17 protein-coding genes are annotated in these 16,238 nt (G+C 71.5%); 14 read left to right on the top strand and 3 right to left on the bottom strand.

Annotated features, from left to right (window positions below; genetic code table 11):
* Position 1: 1 nt before the first annotated feature.
* The 5 genes from ACAX67_RS20320 (at position 2) to ACAX67_RS20300 (ending at position 5,013) form a co-directional block, all read left to right on the top strand.
* Entirely contained in the window at positions 2-370 is a 369-nt protein-coding gene (locus tag ACAX67_RS20320) for a DoxX family protein (protein ID WP_370705719.1), read from the top strand.
* 42 nt (positions 371-412) lie between these two features.
* On the top strand, positions 413-2,179 hold the full coding sequence (locus tag ACAX67_RS20315) for a proline--tRNA ligase (RefSeq protein ID WP_370705718.1): 1,767 nt from the start codon (positions 413-415) through the stop codon (positions 2,177-2,179).
* 7 nt (positions 2,180-2,186) lie between these two features.
* Entirely contained in the window at positions 2,187-2,894 is a 708-nt protein-coding gene (locus tag ACAX67_RS20310) for an HAD family hydrolase (protein WP_370705717.1), read from the top strand.
* A 112-nt stretch (positions 2,895-3,006) separates the two neighbouring features.
* Entirely contained in the window at positions 3,007-3,927 is a 921-nt protein-coding gene (locus ACAX67_RS20305; protein WP_370705716.1) for a zinc metalloprotease, read from the top strand.
* A gap of 144 nt (positions 3,928-4,071) precedes the next feature.
* On the top strand, positions 4,072-5,013 hold the full coding sequence (locus ACAX67_RS20300) for a zinc metalloprotease (RefSeq protein WP_370705715.1): 942 nt from the start codon (positions 4,072-4,074) through the stop codon (positions 5,011-5,013).
* 312 nt (positions 5,014-5,325) lie between these two features.
* On the opposite strand, the gene ACAX67_RS20295 is transcribed toward ACAX67_RS20300, so the two are convergent.
* The gene (locus ACAX67_RS20295; protein WP_370705714.1) at positions 5,326-5,745 is read right to left on the bottom strand and encodes a ferritin-like domain-containing protein; all 420 of its coding nucleotides are present in this window, start codon (positions 5,743-5,745) and stop codon (positions 5,326-5,328) included.
* Positions 5,742-6,233: a hypothetical protein gene (locus tag ACAX67_RS20290; protein ID WP_370705713.1), complete on the bottom strand. Its 492-nt coding sequence runs from the start codon at positions 6,231-6,233 to the stop codon at positions 5,742-5,744. The genes ACAX67_RS20295 and ACAX67_RS20290 overlap by 4 nt, the downstream gene beginning before the upstream one ends.
* Before the next feature lie 97 nt (positions 6,234-6,330).
* On the opposite strand from ACAX67_RS20290, the gene rimP reads away from it, so the two are divergent.
* Positions 6,331-6,822: a ribosome maturation factor RimP gene (gene rimP / locus ACAX67_RS20285; RefSeq protein WP_370705712.1), complete on the top strand. Its 492-nt coding sequence runs from the start codon at positions 6,331-6,333 to the stop codon at positions 6,820-6,822.
* A 1-nt stretch (position 6,823) separates the two neighbouring features.
* Positions 6,824-7,795 (top strand): transcription termination factor NusA, encoded by a 972-nt coding sequence (gene nusA / locus ACAX67_RS20280; RefSeq protein WP_370705711.1) that lies wholly within the window; start codon positions 6,824-6,826, stop codon positions 7,793-7,795.
* Here the strand turns inward: nusA and ACAX67_RS20275 are convergent.
* The gene (locus ACAX67_RS20275) at positions 7,792-8,130 is read right to left on the bottom strand and encodes a hypothetical protein (protein WP_370705710.1); all 339 of its coding nucleotides are present in this window, start codon (positions 8,128-8,130) and stop codon (positions 7,792-7,794) included. The two genes, nusA and ACAX67_RS20275, sit on opposite strands and share 4 nt — an antisense overlap.
* Positions 8,131-8,307: 177 nt before the next feature.
* Here ACAX67_RS20275 and ACAX67_RS20270 point away from each other — a divergent pair, with 177 nt between their 5' ends.
* The 7 genes from ACAX67_RS20270 to ACAX67_RS20240 all read left to right on the top strand — a co-directional run bounded on the left by ACAX67_RS20270 (position 8,308) and on the right by ACAX67_RS20240 (position 16,238).
* On the top strand, positions 8,308-8,631 hold the full coding sequence (locus ACAX67_RS20270) for a YlxR family protein (protein ID WP_370705840.1): 324 nt from the start codon (positions 8,308-8,310) through the stop codon (positions 8,629-8,631).
* 132 nt (positions 8,632-8,763) lie between these two features.
* Positions 8,764-11,547, top strand: a complete 2,784-nt coding sequence (infB, locus tag ACAX67_RS20265; RefSeq protein ID WP_370705709.1) for a translation initiation factor IF-2 — start codon at positions 8,764-8,766, stop codon at positions 11,545-11,547.
* Positions 11,548-11,690: 143 nt separating this feature from the next.
* Entirely contained in the window at positions 11,691-12,167 is a 477-nt protein-coding gene (gene rbfA, locus ACAX67_RS20260; protein WP_370705708.1) for a 30S ribosome-binding factor RbfA, read from the top strand.
* A complete protein-coding gene (gene truB, locus ACAX67_RS20255; protein WP_370705707.1) occupies positions 12,164-13,045 on the top strand; it encodes a tRNA pseudouridine(55) synthase TruB in 882 nt (293 codons plus the stop codon). The genes rbfA and truB overlap by 4 nt, the downstream gene beginning before the upstream one ends.
* A gap of 24 nt (positions 13,046-13,069) precedes the next feature.
* A complete protein-coding gene (locus ACAX67_RS20250; protein ID WP_370705706.1) occupies positions 13,070-14,020 on the top strand; it encodes a bifunctional riboflavin kinase/FAD synthetase in 951 nt (316 codons plus the stop codon).
* Complete coding sequence (locus tag ACAX67_RS20245; RefSeq protein ID WP_370705705.1) at positions 14,017-15,036, top strand: hypothetical protein; 1,020 nt, start codon at positions 14,017-14,019, stop codon at positions 15,034-15,036. The genes ACAX67_RS20250 and ACAX67_RS20245 overlap by 4 nt, the downstream gene beginning before the upstream one ends.
* A gap of 23 nt (positions 15,037-15,059) precedes the next feature.
* On the top strand, positions 15,060-16,238 hold the full coding sequence (locus ACAX67_RS20240) for a molybdopterin-dependent oxidoreductase (RefSeq protein ID WP_370705704.1): 1,179 nt from the start codon (positions 15,060-15,062) through the stop codon (positions 16,236-16,238).

Below are 16,238 nucleotides of genomic sequence, written 5' to 3'. Positions count from 1 at the left end.
CGTGGCCCGACCCCTCCGCACCGACGCCAAGATCGTGATCGGGGCCTTCCTGGCGTCGGGCACGGTGCACCTCGTCCGGCCGGAGGTGTTCGAGCCGCTCATGCCCTCCTGGGTGCCGGCGCACCGTGACGTCATCGTGGCGTCCGGCGTCGCCGAGCTCGTGTGTGCCGCCGCGATGGTGCTGCCGGCGACCCGCAAGGTGGCCGGCCTGGCCAGTGCCGCCCTCCTCGTCGGGGTCTTCCCGGGCAACGTGAAGATGGCGGTCGACGCGCTGCAGGGTTCGAACCGGCCGCTGCAGGCGGCCTCGCTCGCGCGGCTGCCGCTCCAGCTGCCGATGATCCGCGGCGCACTGCGCGCGGGACGTGCCTGAACTGGTTTCGGGCGGGCGGAGCGCCCCGCCTACCCTGTGCCCATGATCTCCCGGATGTCGACCCTGTTCGTCCGCACCCTGCGCGAGGATCCCGCGGACGCCGAGGTGCCGAGCCACCGCCTGCTCGTCCGGGCCGGCTACATCCGCCGGGCCGCGCCGGGCATCTACACCTGGTTGCCGCTCGGGCTGCGGGTGCTGCGCCGGATCGAGGCGATCATCCGCGAGGAGATGGACGCGATCGGCGCCCAGGAGGTCTCGTTCCCTGCGTTGCTGCCCCGCGAGCCCTACGAGGCGACGGGTCGCTGGACCGAGTACGGCGACGGCATCTTCCGCCTGAAGGACCGCAAGGACGCCGACTACCTCCTCGGACCCACGCACGAGGAGATGTTCACGCTCCTCGTGAAGGACCTCTACAGCTCCTACAAGGACCTGCCCCTCTCGATCTACCAGATCCAGACGAAGTACCGCGACGAGGCCCGGCCGCGGGCCGGCCTGCTCCGCGGTCGCGAGTTCATCATGAAGGACTCCTACTCCTTCGACGTCGACGACGCCGGGCTCGATGCGTCGTACGCCCAGCACCGCGAGGCCTACATCCGCATCTTCGACAAGCTCGGGTTCGAGTACGTGATCGTCCGCGCCCACGCCGGCGCGATGGGCGGCTCCAAGTCCGAGGAGTTCCTCGCCAAGGCTGCGATCGGCGAGGACACCTATGTCACCTGCCCTGCGTGCGGGTTCGCCGCCAACGTCGAGGCCGTGGAGACGCCGTCGCCCCCTCCGGTCCCCTACGACGACGCGCCCGCCGCGCGCGTCGAGAACACCCCTGACACTCCCACCATCGAGTCACTGGTCGCCCTGCTCAACGAGTCGTTCCCGCGCGAGGACCGCGCGTGGGCGGCCGAGGACACGCTCAAGAACGTGCTGATGGTCGTCACGCAGCTCGACGGCAGCAGCGAGCCGTTGGCGATCGGCGTCCCGGGCGACCGCGAGGTCGATCCGAAGCGGCTCGAGGCGACGCTCTACCCGGCGGAGTTCCGGCCGTTCACCGAGGAGGACTTCGCGAAGCACCCCGAGCTCGTGAAGGGCTACATCGGCCCCGGCGTGCTCGGCGAGGACGGCACGTCCGGCATCCGCTACCTCGTCGACCCGCGGGTCGTCAAGGGCACGCGCTGGGTCACCGGAGCCGACGAGCCCGGTCGCCACGTGCTCGACCTGACCGTGGGCCGCGACTTCGTCCCCGACGGCACGATCGAGGCCGCCGAGGTGCGTGCGGGCGACCCCTGCCCGCGCGGCGACGGCATCCTCGAGGCCGCTCGCGGGGTCGAGATGGGCCACATCTTCCAGCTCGGCCGGAAGTTCGCCGAGGCGCTCGACCTCAAGGTCCTCGACGAGAACGGCAAGCTCGTCACCGTCACGATGGGCTCCTACGGGATCGGGCCCTCGCGGGCCGTGGCCGCCATCGCCGAGAACACCCTCGACGAGATCGGCCTGTGCTGGCCGCGCGACGTGGCGCCGTACGACGTCCACGTCGTCGCTGCGGGCAAGGACGAGGCCGTCTTCGCGGCCGCCGAGCAGCTCGTCACCGAGCTGGCGGCCCACGGCCTCGACGTGCTCTACGACGACCGTGCCGGCAAGGTCAGCCCCGGGGTGAAGTTCAAGGACGCCGAGCTCATCGGCGTGCCGACCATCGTCACGGTCGGCCGCGGTGTCGCGGACGGCGTGATCGAGGTCAAGGACCGGCGCACCGGCGAGCGGGTCGACATACCCGTGGGCGACGCGGCGTCCCACGTCGCCGGCGTCGTCCGGAGGTGACCGGTCGGTGATCGAGGCGGTCATCTTCGACTGGGGCGGCACGCTCACCCGCTGGCACGACATCGACTTCCACGCCGAGTCGCTGGCGCTGGCCGCGGCCGTCGTCGCGACCCCCGGCAAGGACGACGACCGACACCTCCACGCGCGCGCCCTCCACGAGGCGGGCGCGGCGGTGTGGGGGAGGAGCCGCGACCACCAGCAGAGCGCCACCATCGCGGACCTCTTCACCGAGGCCGGGCTCGAGCACGACCCGGAGCTGCTGACGGCCTACTACGAGTTCTGGGTGCCGCACACCGAGACCGACCCCGAGGTCCGGCCGCTGTGGGAGTGGCTGCGCGCGGAGGGCATCAAGGTCGGCGTCCTGTCCAACACGATCTGGCCGCGCGAGTGGCACGTCGGCTTCTTCGCCCGCGACGGGGTCGACCACCTGATCGACGGCGACGTCTACACCAGCGAGGTGCCGTGGACGAAGCCCTCGCCCCACGCCTTCCGAGCCGCGATGGACGCGGTGGGCGTGACCGACCCGGCCCGGTGCGTGTACGTCGGCGACCGGCTCTTCGACGACGTCTGGGGGGCCCAGCAGGCCGGCATGCGGGCGATCCACGTGCCCCACTCCGCGATCCCGCCGGAGCAGGTGGGCCACACCGAGGGACGGCCGGACGCGGTGGCCCCGACCCTCGCCGCGATATCAGATCTGATGACACCGTGGCGCTGAAGACCGCTTCCCGGGCCGGAATTCCTTGCGTTTCCGCGCAGTCCGACCGCAAGGATGTCTCCCAGAATCGCCCGGTCCGGGCGATTCATCCATCTCGGGAGGTACATCGTTCATGCGGAAATCCACCTCGATCCTGCTCGGCCTCGTAGCGAGCACGACCACCCTCGGCGTGGCGGCGACGGCCCCGGCCCACGCCCTGCGTCCCACCGACGCCGCCCAGCACGCCTGCGTCGACCGCGCCGGTGCGAAGCACCAGGGCGGGCGTGAGGCCGGCGACGAGCCCTCGGCCCGGGAGAAGCGCGCGATCGCCCGGCGGACGCAGCAGATCCTGGAGACCAAGGGGCTGACCCGCCGCGAGACGCAGCGCACCAGCGCCACCGTGCCGGTCTACGTGCACAAGATGCTCTCGTCGAGCGGCGCCGGCGACGTGACCCAGGCGCAGATCGATGCGCAGATCGACGTCCTCAACGCCGACTTCGCCGGGAAGGAGGCTCCCGGGGTTGCCGCCGACACCGGCTTCACGTTCACCCTCGCCGGCGTCGACGCCTACCGCAACGACACCTGGCACGGGGACGGCGACTCCGAGACCTACCGCGCGAAGACCCGCAAGGGCGGCAAGGGCGCGCTCAACATCTGGCTCCTCGACTTCGACAACCTGGGCGTCGCGACCTTCCCGTGGGAGTACGCCGGCAAGCCGGCCATCGACGGCATCAGGGTGCAGTACTCGTCCCTGCCGGGCGGCACCTCGACCAACTACGACCAGGGAGACACCGCCGTGCACGAGGCCGGTCACTGGTTCGGGCTGTACCACACGTTCTCCGGCGGCTGCACGAAGCGCAACGACTACGTCGACGACACGCCGGCACAGAAGTCGGACAGCTACGGCTGCCCGACGGGTCGCGACTCGTGCTCGCTGCCGGGCCTCGACCCGATCCACAACTACATGGACTACAGCTTCGACTCCTGCTACAACCAGTTCACCCCGGGCCAGAGCGCCCGGATGGACACGATGTGGGCGACCTACCGCGCCTGAGGCCGGCCTGATCCGGCTCGCCCGTGCCCACGGCGGTCTGCGCTTCTTCCGGTAAGCGCCCCTTCCGCTGGAAACATTTCTGGTGTTTGATCCCGAATGTGTGGCCCGGGCGGGCCGGGTCCCCGGATGAAGAGGAAGTTCTTCATGCAATTGCATCGAACCCTGCGACTCGGGACGCTGGCGATCGGTCTTGCCGCCGCGAGCTTGTCCATCTCCGCACCTGCACATGCACGACCGGCGCCGGACCTGCGGGCGCAGAACGCCTGCATCACCCCCAGTGGTCACGACGCGGCCGCCGATGCCCGCGGCCGCGGCACGGGTGACACCCGCGCCATCTCCGCCCAGGAGCAGCGCGCGATCCAGCGCCAGACGACGCGAGCACTGCACCGCAAGGGCATCAGCCGCACCGAGGCGCAGCGCACCAGTGCGTCGGTGCCGGTGTACGTCCACAAGATGCTCTCGGCCAGCGGCGCCGGCGACGTCACCCAGGCGCAGATCACGGCGCAGATCGCCGAGCTCAACCAGGACTACGCCGGCCAGGAGGCCTCGGGCACGGCGGCCGACACCGGGTTCACCTTCACCCTGGCGGGTGTCGACACCTACTACAACAACCAGTGGCACACCGACAAGCAGTCGACGAGCTACCGGTCGCAGACCCGCCTGGGCGGCAAGAACGCCCTGAACATCTGGCTGGTCGACTTCAAGTACCTCGGCATCGCCACCTTCCCCTGGGACTACGCGAAGAACCCGAAGATCGACGGCATCCGGGTGCAGTACTCCTCGCTCCCCGGCGGCTCGGCGACCAACTACAACCAGGGCAAGACCGCCAGCCACGAGGCGGGCCACTGGTTCGGGCTCTACCACACGTTCCAGGGCGGTTGCACCGCGACGAACGACGAGGTGAGCGACACCCCGGCCCAGAGCTCGTCGACCACGGGCTGCCCCGCCGGTCGCGACTCCTGCTCGCTGCCGGGGCTTGACCCGATCCACAACTACATGGACTACAGCTACGACTCCTGCTACAACCAGTTCACCCCTGGCCAGAGCGCCCGGATGGACACGATGTGGGCGGCCTACCGCGGCTGACCCACGCGCCAGGAGCGTCCCCCGTCTCCCCGCCGACTGGCGGGTCGAGGCGGGGGACGCACCGCTTTTCGTTGCAGGTTCCTGCAGTGCACATTTATGAGGATCGAAGAGAGCAGCGCTTCGGTGCCCCTTCGTTGCATGATTGTGCACAGCAGCCCGGAGAGCCCCACCTCACCGAAGCTGCCAAGGCCGTTGTCCCCGGCCGCTGCCAGGTCCGCGACCCCGACCTTCGGGGGACGTCTCGGGAGTTCCCCGGAGTCGAGGTCGCGGACCTGTTGCAATTCCGCGGGACGAGCGCCCGGCCTCCGGAGCTCAGAGCCCGGGCAGTCGCTCCGGCCGCCCACCGAAGGCGAGCTCACGCACCGCGCTGTCGAGCAGGGCGGTGACGCCCCACTCCCGGTGCCGCCCGGTCGAGGAGGCCACCAGGAAGGCGTAGGTCGCCGCGCAGGCCCGCTCCAGCGCGAGCGCCCGGTCGCTGACCGCGGCGGCGGACGACAGGTCGACCGGCAGGTCGTAGGCCGGCTCCGCCGCGACCGGCTGGTGACCCGCGGCCACGATCTCGTCGATCAGGTCGTCGCGCCGGGCCCGGTGGGTGACGTAGCCCTCGGTGACGCTCGCGTAGAGCGTCGGCGTGGCCGACTGGGAGGTCTGCCCGCCGAGCGCGCCGTAGACGAAGACGGCCGCGTGCTCGCCGGCCAGGGCGGTCTGGAGGGCGTCGACGAGGGGGTTCATGCCGCGACCGTCCGCTGCTGGGCGACGGCCGCGGCCATCGCGGCGAAGACCTGCGCCAGCGCTCCGCTCTCGGCGGCCAGGGCGGCGGCGACGAGGCGGCCCTGCAGCTTCTCCTCGACCGCGAGGAGGTGGGCCTTCGCGTCGGCGGCACTGCCGGTCGCCTTGCCGCCCGGACGGTCCTTGCCGTGCTCGCCCAGCTCCACCAGGTGGGCCCGGTGGACGGCGACGAACGCGCGGGCGCTCGCCCGAAGTGCGGGGAAGGCCGCGCCGGTGGCCGTCGCGGTCCTCAGGGCGCCCTCGATCCCGCGGACGACGTCGGCGACCAGGTCGCTGTCGGTGTCGACGGCAGGGGCGGTGGTGTCGGCAGCAGCCGCGGACGCCGTACGACTGTCGTGCTCGCCGCAGCCCGACAGCACCACGGCGCCGGCGGCGCCGCCGACGACACCTCCGAGAAGAGCACGCCGGGACGCGCGGACCTGCCTGAGCACGGGGTGAGGCTACAGCCGCTATCGTGGCCGGAGGTAACCAGAACGACCGCACCACCACACAACCGCTTCACCACAACAGGACACGGGGGTTCCACCCATGAGCTCGAGCCAGCGCCCCGGGGCAGACGCCACCGTCGCGGCCGTGTCGGCAGCCGTCACCGGCCCGCTCGAGCAGCTGGACCTCGATGTCGAAGCCGTGGAGCTGACCCCCGCCGGCAAGCGCCGCGTCCTGCGGATCGCCGTCGACAAGGACGGCGGGGTCTCCCTCGACGACGTCGCAGCAGCGACGCGCGCGATCAACGACGTGCTCGACGCAACCGCGGCCCTGGGCGAGCAGCCCTACACCCTCGAGGTGACCTCCCGGGGCGTCGACCGCCCACTCACCCTGCCGCGTCACTGGCGGCGCAACGCCACGCGCCTGGTGAAGGCGACCCTCGCCGACGGGAGCGCCGTGACCGGTCGGATCGGGGAGTCCGACGAGGAGCAGGTCGTGCTCGACGTCGACGGTGCGCCGCGGACGGTGCGCTACGACGAGGTCAAGAAGGCGCTCGTGCAGATCGAGTTCAACCGGAAGAACGAGGACGAGTGACATGGACATCGACCTGAGCATCCTGCGGATGCTGGAGCGCGAGAAGGAGATCAAGTTCGACGTGCTCGTCGAGGCGATCGAGCAGGCGCTCCTCACGGCCTACCACAAGACGCCGGGCGCCCAGGAGGACGCGCGCGTCGAGCTCGACCGCAAGAGCGGCCACGTCACCGTGCTCGCCGCGGAGCTCGACGACGACGGCAACAAGATCGGCGAGTACGACGACACCCCGGACGGCTTCGGCCGGATCGCCGCGACCACGGCGAAGCAGATCATGCTGCAGCGGCTCCGCGACGCCGAGGACGAGATCAAGTACGGCGAGTTCTCCGGCAAGGAGGGCGACATCATCTCGGGCGTGATCCAGCAGGGGCGCAATCCCGACGACGTGCTCGTCGACCTCGGCAAGATCGAGGCGCTGCTCCCGGTCAGCGAGCGGGTGCCGGGCGAGGACTACCGCCACGGCACGCGCATCAAGTGCCTGGTCGTCTCGGTCCGCAAGGGCATGCGCGGCCCGCAGATCACGCTCTCGCGCTCACACCCCAACCTGGTCAAGAAGCTCTTCGCGCTCGAGGTGCCCGAGATCGCCGACGGCACCGTCGAGATCGCGGCGATCGCCCGCGAGGCGGGCCACCGCACCAAGATGGCGGTGCGCTCGACCGTCTCCGGCGTCAACGCCAAGGGCGCCTGCATCGGACCGATGGGCCAGCGCGTGCGGGCGGTGATGTCGGAGCTGCACGGCGAGAAGATCGACATCGTCGACTGGTCCGACGACCCCGGCGAGCTCGTCGCGCACGCGCTGTCGCCCGCCCAGGTCACCTCCGTGACGGTGGTCGACCAGGCCGCGAAGTCGGCGCGCGTCGTGGTGCCGGACTTCCAGCTGTCCCTCGCCATCGGCAAGGAGGGGCAGAACGCCCGCCTCGCCGCCCGCCTGACGGGCTGGCGGATCGACATCCACTCCGACGAGGAGGGCGCCTAACCGCGCCAGGGCCGGCTGATGCGGCCGTCGCCGTCGATCCGGACCTCGGTCACCTCGGCGTCGCCGGCCACGGCACCGGCCACGGCACCGACGACGACGAGGACGGTCTCGCCGCGGTGCTCGTCGGCCACCTCGTCGAGGTGCGCGCCGACGTCGGCCCGCTCGGTGATGCCCACGCCGAGCCGTGCGGCGGCCGACCGCGCCGCGACGTGGGTCTCCGTCGTCCCGTCGCTCCAGACGTGTGCCACCCGGGCGCCAGCGAGCTCATCGACCAGGGCCGGGACCCGGTCGGAGGGGGTCACCAGGAGGGTGGCCGCGCAGTGGAGGTCGCTCACGTGTCCAGGTTAGGACGGAGCGTCAAGCCGTGCCCGGTCGTCCACGGACGGCACCGTCCTGGCGGCGTACGTCCAGGCTCGCGAGCCGTCCTCCTGCAGGTGAGGACCGCCCGGTCACCCGGCGACGACGCCCCGGTTTCGGAAACCGGTGGTCGCAACGGGTAGAGTTGCCCGTTGGTGGCACGCCGACGGATCATCTCGACGTCACCGGACGGATCTCCTCGTGAGGAGCCCGTCCGGACATGCATCGGATGCCGGGAGCGGGCCGCCAGAAGCGAGTTGTTGCGAGTGATCGCCGGCTCGGGCACCGACGGCCTCCCCGCCGCCACGCCTGATCCCGACGGCACTGCGCCGGGCAGGGGAGCGCACCTCCACCCCACGCCCGGGTGCTACGACCTCGCGGTACGCCGGAAAGCCTTCTCCCGAGCCCTTCGGGTCCAGGGTGGGCTGTCCAGCGCACCGGTGGGTGACTACCTCGACTCGCTCGACCAACAGCAATGACCGACCGGAAAGAACTGGAGCAGCAGCTCATGAGCACTCGATGAGTAACTCGCGATGAGCCCCTTCGCTCTGCAGCACCCACCAACGGTCTGAGACTCCCCCCAACGCGGGTCTTGGGCCAGAAGGAGAAACGTGGCCAAGACCCGAGTTTCCGAACTCGCGAAGAAGTACGGCATCCCCAGCAAGGAAGCGCTGGAGAAGCTGAACGCCATCGGTGAATTCGCCAAGACGGCATCCTCGAGCATCGAGCTGCCCGCGGTGAAGAAGTTCGAGGACACCTACGGTGCCCAGCTGAACGCCCAGATGGCCTCTTCCGACGCGCCTGCCGCCGCCGAGCCGGCGGCCAAGAAGGCTGCCGCCCCGAAGCCCGGCCCCAAGCCGAAGGCTCCGGCGCCGGCCGCCCCTGCCGAGGAGCCTGCCGCCGAGGCGCCTGCTCCCGCTCCCGTCGAGCCCGTCGTGGAGGAGCCCCCGGCTGCTCCCGAGCAGCCCGAGGCCCCTGCCGCCGAGTCGGCCGCGCCCGCCGCCCCGAAGCCCGGTGCCCCCAAGGCGCCGACGCCGAAGGCGCCCGCGCCCCGTCCGGTCGGCAAGCCGAGCGGCACCCCGCGGCCCGGCAACAACCCGTTCGCGTCGAGCCAGGGCATGGGCCGTCGGCCAGCCCCGCCGCCGCGTGAGGGCGAGGCCGGACCTGCCGGTCCGCGTCCGCCGGCCCCCGCGGGCGGTCGCCCCGGCATGCCGCGCCCCAACCCGGCGATGATGCCGAAATCCCCGGCCGCGTTCGGCGCGGGCCCGGGCGGTCGTGGTCCGGGTCGTCCCGGTCCCGGCGGCGGCCCTGGCGGTGCCCGTGGTGGCGCGCCGGGTCGCGGTGGCGCACCCGGCCGCAGCGGTGCCGGTGCCGGCGCTCCCGGTCGTGGCGGTCCCGGCGGCGGCGGTGGCTTCGGCCCCGGCGGCGGCGGTCGCCCCGGCGGTGGCCGTCCCGGCCAGCGCGGTCAGACCCAGGGTGCCTTCGGTCGCCCCGGTGGCCCGGCCCGGCGTGGGCGCAAGTCCAAGCGGGCGCGTCGCCAGGAGTTCGAGGCCATGGAGGCCCCGACCCTGGGCGGCATGCGTGTCCGCAAGGGCAACGGCGAGACCGTGCGTCTGGCCCGTGGCGCCTCGCTGACCGACTTCGCGGAGAAGATCGGTCTCGACGCGGCGTCGCTCGTGCAGATGCTCTTCCACCTCGGCGAGATGGTCACCGCGACCCAGTCCGTGGGTGACGAGACGCTGGAGCTGCTCGGTGAGGAGCTCAACTACGTCGTCGAGGTCGTCTCGCCCGAGGACGAGGACCGCGAGCTGCTCGAGTCCTTCGACCTGGAGTTCGGCGCCGACGAGGGCGACGAGAGCGACCTGGTCATCCGGCCCCCGGTCGTGACCGTGATGGGTCACGTCGACCACGGCAAGACCAAGCTGCTCGACGCCCTCCGTGGCGCCAACGTGGTCGCCGGCGAGGCGGGTGGCATCACCCAGCACATCGGTGCCTACCAGGTGCACACCGAGGTCGACGGCAACGATCGACGGATCAGCTTCATCGACACCCCGGGTCACGAGGCGTTCACCGCCATGCGTGCGCGTGGGTCGCAGTCCTCGGACATCGCGATCCTCGTGGTCGCGGCCGACGACGGCGTGATGCCGCAGACGGTCGAGGCGCTCAACCACGCCAAGGCGGCCGGCGTGCCGATCGTCGTGGCGGTCAACAAGATCGACAAGCCGGAGGCCGACCCGACCAAGGTCCGCGGACAGCTGACCGAGTACGGCCTCGTGCCCGAGGAGTACGGCGGCGACTCGATGTTCGTCGACGTGTCGGCCAAGGCCGGGCTCAACCTCGACAAGCTGCTCGAGGCCGTCGTGCTGACCGCCGACGCGTCCCTGGACCTGCGGGCCAACCCCGACCAGGACGCTCAGGGCCTGGTCGTCGAGGCGCACCTGGACCGCGGTCGCGGTCCGGTCGCCACGGTGCTGGTCCAGCGCGGCACGCTGCGCGTCGGTGACTCGATCGTCGCCGGTCCGGCCCACGGCCGCGTCCGCGCGATGCTCGACGAGCACGGCGAGGAGCTGCAGGAGGCCGACCCCGGCCGTCCGGCGATGGTGCTCGGCCTCTCGGCCGTGCCCGGAGCGGGCCAGAACTTCATCGTGGTCGAGGACGACCGGGTCGCCCGCCAGATCGCGGAGAAGCGGGAGGCGCGCGAGCGTGCCGCCCTGCAGGCCAAGCGGCGGGTCCGTCGTACTCTCGAGGACTTCATGGCCTCCATGGAGAAGGGCGAGAGCCAGGAGCTCAACCTCATCCTCAAGGGCGACGTGTCCGGTTCTGTCGAGGCCCTCGAGGACGCGCTCGCGCAGCTCGAGGTCGGCGAAGAGGTCTCGCTGCGGGTCATCGACCGCGGTGTCGGTGCGATCACCGAGGCCAACGTCAACCTGGCGGCCGCCTCCGACGCGATCATCATCGGCTTCAACGTCCGGGCTCAGGGCAAGGCCTCCGAGCTCGCCGACCGCGAGGGCGTCGAGATCAAGTACTACTCGGTCATCTACCAGGCGATCGAGGAGATCGAGGCCGCCCTCAAGGGCATGCTCAAGCCGGAGTACGAGGAGTCGACCCTCGGCCAGGCGGAGATCCGTGCGATCTTCCGCTCGTCGAAGATCGGCAACATCGCGGGCTGCATGGTCATCGGGGGCGTCATCCGGCGCAACGCGAAGGTGCGCGTGCTCCGCGACGGTGCGGTCATCGCCGACAACCTCGACCTGGCCTCGCTCAAGCGGGAGAAGGACGATGCCGCGGAGGTCCGCGAGGGCTTCGAGTGCGGTCTCGTGCTCCGCAACTTCCAGGACATCAAGGAAGGCGACATCGTCGAGGCCTTCGAGATGAAGGAGATCCCGCGGGCCTGATCGGGCTTGCGGCAGGTGGTCGTTCATCACGGTAGGTAGACCGGTGTGCGCTTCCCAGTGCGAAGGGGCACTGGGAGGCGCACATTCGGCTACATCCCTGGGGAGACGGACACGCGTGCACCCGTTGCGAGAGAGTGAGAGACATGACCAACCCCCGCGTGCGCAAGATCGCCGACCGGATCCAGGTGATCGTGGCCGAGATGCTGGAGCGTCGCATCAAGGACCCGCGGCTGGGGTTCGTGACGGTCACCGACGTGCGCCTGTCCGGCGACAGCCAGCACGCGACGGTCTACTACACGGTCCTCGGTGAGGAGGACGACCGGGTCGCCACCGCCGCGGCCCTGGAGTCGGCCAGGGGCGTGCTGCGCTCCGAGGTCGGCAAGCAGCTCGGCATGCGCCTGGTGCCGACCCTGGCCTTCGAGCTCGACGTGATCCCCGAGGGTGCCCGCCACCTCGACGAGGTGCTGGCCAAGGCGCGCGAGGCGGACGCCGCCGTCGCCGCAGCCCGTGAGGGCGCCCGCCCCGCGGGGGAGGCCGACCCCTACAAGAAGCCGCGTGAGGTCCTCGAGTCGTCGGACGACGAGGGCGACGAGCACGACGAGGACGACGAGGACAAGTGACCGAGCCCAACGGGCTGGTCGTCGTCGACAAGCCCGGCGGCCTCACGAGCCACGACGTCGTGGCCCGGGTCCGCCGCCTCGCCGGCACCCGCAAGGTCGGCCACGCCGGCACGCTCGACCCGATGGCGACCGGTGTGCTGGTGGTCGGCACGGGGCGGGCGACGCGGCTGCTCGGGCACCTGATGACCACGGAGAAGGCCTACGACGCCACCATCCGGCTCGGTGTCTCGACGGTGACCGACGACGCCGAGGGCGACGTCGTCGCGACGGTGCCGGCCGACGGCCTCACCGGCGAGCAGGTCCGCACCGCGCTGGCAGCGTTCGTCGGCGACATCGAGCAGGTACCGACCGCGGTGTCGGCGATCAAGGTGGACGGCAAGCGGTCCTACCAGCGCGTGCGCGAGGGCGAGGAGGTCGCGCTCGACGCGCGGCCGGTCACGATCCACGAGCTCGTCGTGCACGACGTGCGACCAGGAGGCGCCGCCTCCCCGCAGACGGTGGACGTCGACGTCTCGCTGCGCTGCTCCAGCGGCACCTACGTGCGGGCCGTCGCGCGCGACCTCGGCGCGACCCTCGGCGTCGGCGGGCACCTCACCGCGCTTCGCCGTACGGCGGTCGGGCCCTACCGCCTCGACGACGCGCGCACCCTCGAGCAGCTCACCGACGAGTTCTCCGTGATGTCGATCGAGCAGGCCGCTCGGGCGGCCTTCCCGTCGTACGACCTCGATCCCGGGGAGGCGCAGGCGGTCCGCTACGGGCGCGCGCTCCCGCTCGACATCGACGGGCTGACCGCCGTCTTCGCGCCGAGTGGCGAGTTCCTGGCGCTCTACCGACCCGAGGGCGGGCGCGCCCGACCGGCCGCCGTGTTCGTCGGCTGAGGCCGGGTCAGTAGGGTGACGGCCGTGCACGTGTGGCGGCAGCTCGACGACGTCCCCGGGGATCTCGGGCGCAGCGTCGTCACCATCGGCAACTTCGACGGCATGCACCTCGGGCACCAGCACGTCGTGCAACGGGCGCGCGAGGTGGCCGACGACGCAGGCGTCGACACGGTCGTCGCGGTGACCTTCGACCCGCACCCCATCGCGGTGCTCCGCCCCGAGCACGCGCCTCCCACCCTGACCACCATCGACGAACGGCTCCGCCTGCTCGCCGACGCTGGCGTCGACGCGGTGCTGGTCATCCCGTTCTCCCGCGACATCGCGGCCTGGACGCCGCTGGAGTTCATCGACCGGATCCTGGTGGAGCGGCTGCACGCCAAGGCGGTCGTCGTCGGCGCCAACTTCCGGTTCGGCAACCGGGCCGCCGGCGACGTGCACACGCTCGGGCAGGCCGGGGCGGCCCACGACTTCACCGTCGACGCGGTCGACCTCGACGGCGGCCCGCAGGTCTGGTCCTCGACCTACATCCGCACCTGCCTCGCCGCCGGTGACGTCACCGGTGCCGCGGAGGCGCTCGGTCGGCCGTTCGTCACCCGGGGCGAGGTCATGCAGGGCGACCAGCGCGGCCGCGACCTCGGCTACCCGACCGCCAACGTGCCCGTCGCGGCCGGGTCGGCCGCCCCCGCCGACGGCGTGTACGCCGGCTGGCTGACCCCACGCGGACCGGACGGCGCGCCGGGGGAGCGGATGCCCGCCGCGATCAGCGTGGGCACCAACCCGACCTTCGACGGCGAGCGCGACCGACGGGTGGAGGCCTACGTGCTCGACCGCACCGACCTCGCGCTCTACGGCGTCGAGGTCGAGGTTGAGTTCGTGGAGCGGATCCGAGGCATGGTGCGCTTCGACGGGATCGACGACCTCCTGGTGGCGATCGCCGACGACGTGGAGCGCACCCGCGAGATCCTCGGCTCATGACCGAGCCGGGGCCCGTCGCTGCCGAACGCGCCGCCGCCGAGGCCTGGTTCGCCCACCACGGACTGCCGTGGTTCGTCGACGACGTGCGGGCGGTCGTCCGCAGGCGGCTGCGGCGCACGCCGGTCCTGCTCGTGGCCCTCGCCGCCGTCGTGGTCGGCGTCGGCACGGCACTGGTGGTGGGCGCGACGGGCGCGCCGTCGTACGACGTCATCGCGGGGATCAGCGCCGCGCTCGCGACCGTCGTCGTCTACGCGCTGGTCGCCCTGCGGACGATGCCGATCGCCCGGTGGGCGTTGCGGCGCGCGCTCCGCAGCCTCGGCCTGTTGCTGCCGCTGGCCACCCGGGCCCTGCCGATCCTGATGCTCTTCATCACCTTCCTCTTCATCAACACGGAGGTCTGGCAGGTGGCCTCCGCGCTGCACGGCGGCGTGCTGTGGGCGGCGGTGCTGTGCTTCGGCGCGATCGCGATGGGCTTCCTGGTGCCGCGGCTGGCGCAGGAGCTGGACCAGTTCGACGACCGGGTGCAGCTGGAGGAGGTGCTCGCCGGCACGGCACGCACCCCGCTCGCCGCAGCCGCCGCGCGGATGGAGGCCTCCGACATCGACCTGCCCGACCAGGCCCAGGTGACGGGACTGCAGATGGTCAACCTGGTGCTGGTGCTGGTGGTCGCCCAGGCGGTGCAGGTGTTCCTGCTGGTGATCGCGGTCTTCGTCTTCTTCCTGGCGTTCGGCAAGCTCGTGATCGACCCGTCGGTGATCACCGCATGGGTCGGCGCCAAGCCGACCTACCCGCCGGGGCCGCACGTCGTGAGCGTCGAGCTGCTGCACGTGTCGTTCTTCCTCGCGGGCTTCTCGGGGCTCTACTTCACCGTCGTCGCGATCACCGACGAGCTCTACCGCAAGGAGTTCTTCACGGTGATCATGGAGGAGCTGGCGCGCGCCGTGAGCATGCGGGTGATCTACCGCATGCTGCGCGACGGAGACCAGGACGAAGCCCGGGGCTCAATAGTAGAGTAAGTTGATCGTGTTAGATTCACCCTATGACGGACACCCGCCTTCGCCGTAGGTCCCTGCTCGGTCTTCCGGTCGCCGCCGCTGCCGGCTCCGTGCTCTCACAGGTCGCCCCTCTGGCCGCGCGTGCGGTCGCAGGAGGGCCCGCGATCCTCAAGCCGCTTCCGCCCGAGTGGTTCATCGACCACGGCACCAACGCCGAGATGCGGTGGGACTCGGTGGACCCCAAGGACTACCGCACGCCCCAGTCGCGGTTGTTCGTCCGCAACCACACCAGGACGCCGATCATCGACGAGGCCGACTACCGGCTGCGGATCTTCGGGGACGGGCTCTCCGACCCCGCCGGCGTGACCCTCGCGGTCGCCGACCTGCGACGGAGGTTCACGAACGTGGAGGTGACCGCGACGCACGAGTGCACCGGCAACGGTCGCAGCTTCTTCACCACCCAGCAGGGCCAGAGCGTGAGTGGTACGGCGTGGACGCTCGGCGCCGTCGGGACGGTCACCTGGCAGGGGGTACGGCTCGGCGACGTGCTGCGGTCGGCAGGCCTGCGCTCGGACGCCGTGTCGGTGCTCAGCACGGGGCTCGACCCCAGCTACGTCGACAAGGGAGTCGACTACGGGCCCGTCCGCCGACCCTTCCCGGTCGCGAAGGCGCTCGACGACGCCGTGCTCGCCTGGGGCGTGAACGGCGAACGGCTGCTCCCGGACCACGGCTTCCCCCTGCGCCTGGTCCTGCCAGGATGGGTCGGCATCGCGAGCACCAAGTGGCTGGGCTCGCTGGAGGTGTCCCGCAGCGAGCTGACCTCGCCGTGGAACACCAAGTGGTACAACGTCGACGGCGCGCTCACGGTCAACCCGGTGCGCTCCGCCTGGGAGCTGCCCCGCGACGCCCGACTGCCCGCCGCCCGGAAGATCGTCCTCACGGGCCGCTCGTGGTCCGGTACCGCGCCCATCGCGCGCGTCGACGTCAGCACCGACGGCGGCGAGACCTGGTCCGCCGCCCGGGTCCACCCCGCGCCGCAGCCGTCGCGCGGCCGGGGCTGGAGCCAGTGGACCTACGTCTGGCGCGACGCCGCGCCGGGTCCGCACACCTTGCTGGCGCGCGCGACCGACGGGCTCGGCCGCACCCAGCCCGACGTCGCGGCCTTCAACCCGAGCGGCTACTTCTTCGACGCGGTCGTGCGGCACCCGGTGACGGTCGTCTGA

Source organism: Nocardioides candidus, assembly GCF_041321175.1.
Classification (GTDB): Bacteria; Actinomycetota; Actinomycetes; order Propionibacteriales; family Nocardioidaceae; genus Nocardioides.
The sequence above is the reverse complement of the archived record's forward strand: the minus strand, read 5'-3'. Positions and strand labels throughout refer to the sequence as shown.

Bases quoted from the DNA above. Each gene is read 5' to 3' on its own strand.
- ACAX67_RS20315 (WP_370705718.1), top strand. From the start codon at position 413: ATGATCTCCCGGATGTCGACCCTGTTCGTCCGCACCCTGCGCGAGGAT.
- ACAX67_RS20305 (WP_370705716.1), top strand. From the start codon at position 3,007: ATGCGGAAATCCACCTCGATCCTGCTCGGCCTCGTAGCGAGCACGACC.
- ACAX67_RS20300 (WP_370705715.1), top strand. From the start codon at position 4,072: ATGCAATTGCATCGAACCCTGCGACTCGGGACGCTGGCGATCGGTCTT.
- ACAX67_RS20295 (WP_370705714.1), bottom strand. From the start codon at position 5,745: ATGAACCCCCTCGTCGACGCCCTCCAGACCGCCCTGGCCGGCGAGCAC.
- rimP (WP_370705712.1), top strand. From the start codon at position 6,331: ATGAGCTCGAGCCAGCGCCCCGGGGCAGACGCCACCGTCGCGGCCGTG.
- nusA (WP_370705711.1), top strand. From the start codon at position 6,824: ATGGACATCGACCTGAGCATCCTGCGGATGCTGGAGCGCGAGAAGGAG.
- rbfA (WP_370705708.1), top strand. From the start codon at position 11,691: ATGACCAACCCCCGCGTGCGCAAGATCGCCGACCGGATCCAGGTGATC.
- ACAX67_RS20245 (WP_370705705.1), top strand. From the start codon at position 14,017: ATGACCGAGCCGGGGCCCGTCGCTGCCGAACGCGCCGCCGCCGAGGCC.
- ACAX67_RS20240 (WP_370705704.1), top strand. From the start codon at position 15,060: ATGACGGACACCCGCCTTCGCCGTAGGTCCCTGCTCGGTCTTCCGGTC.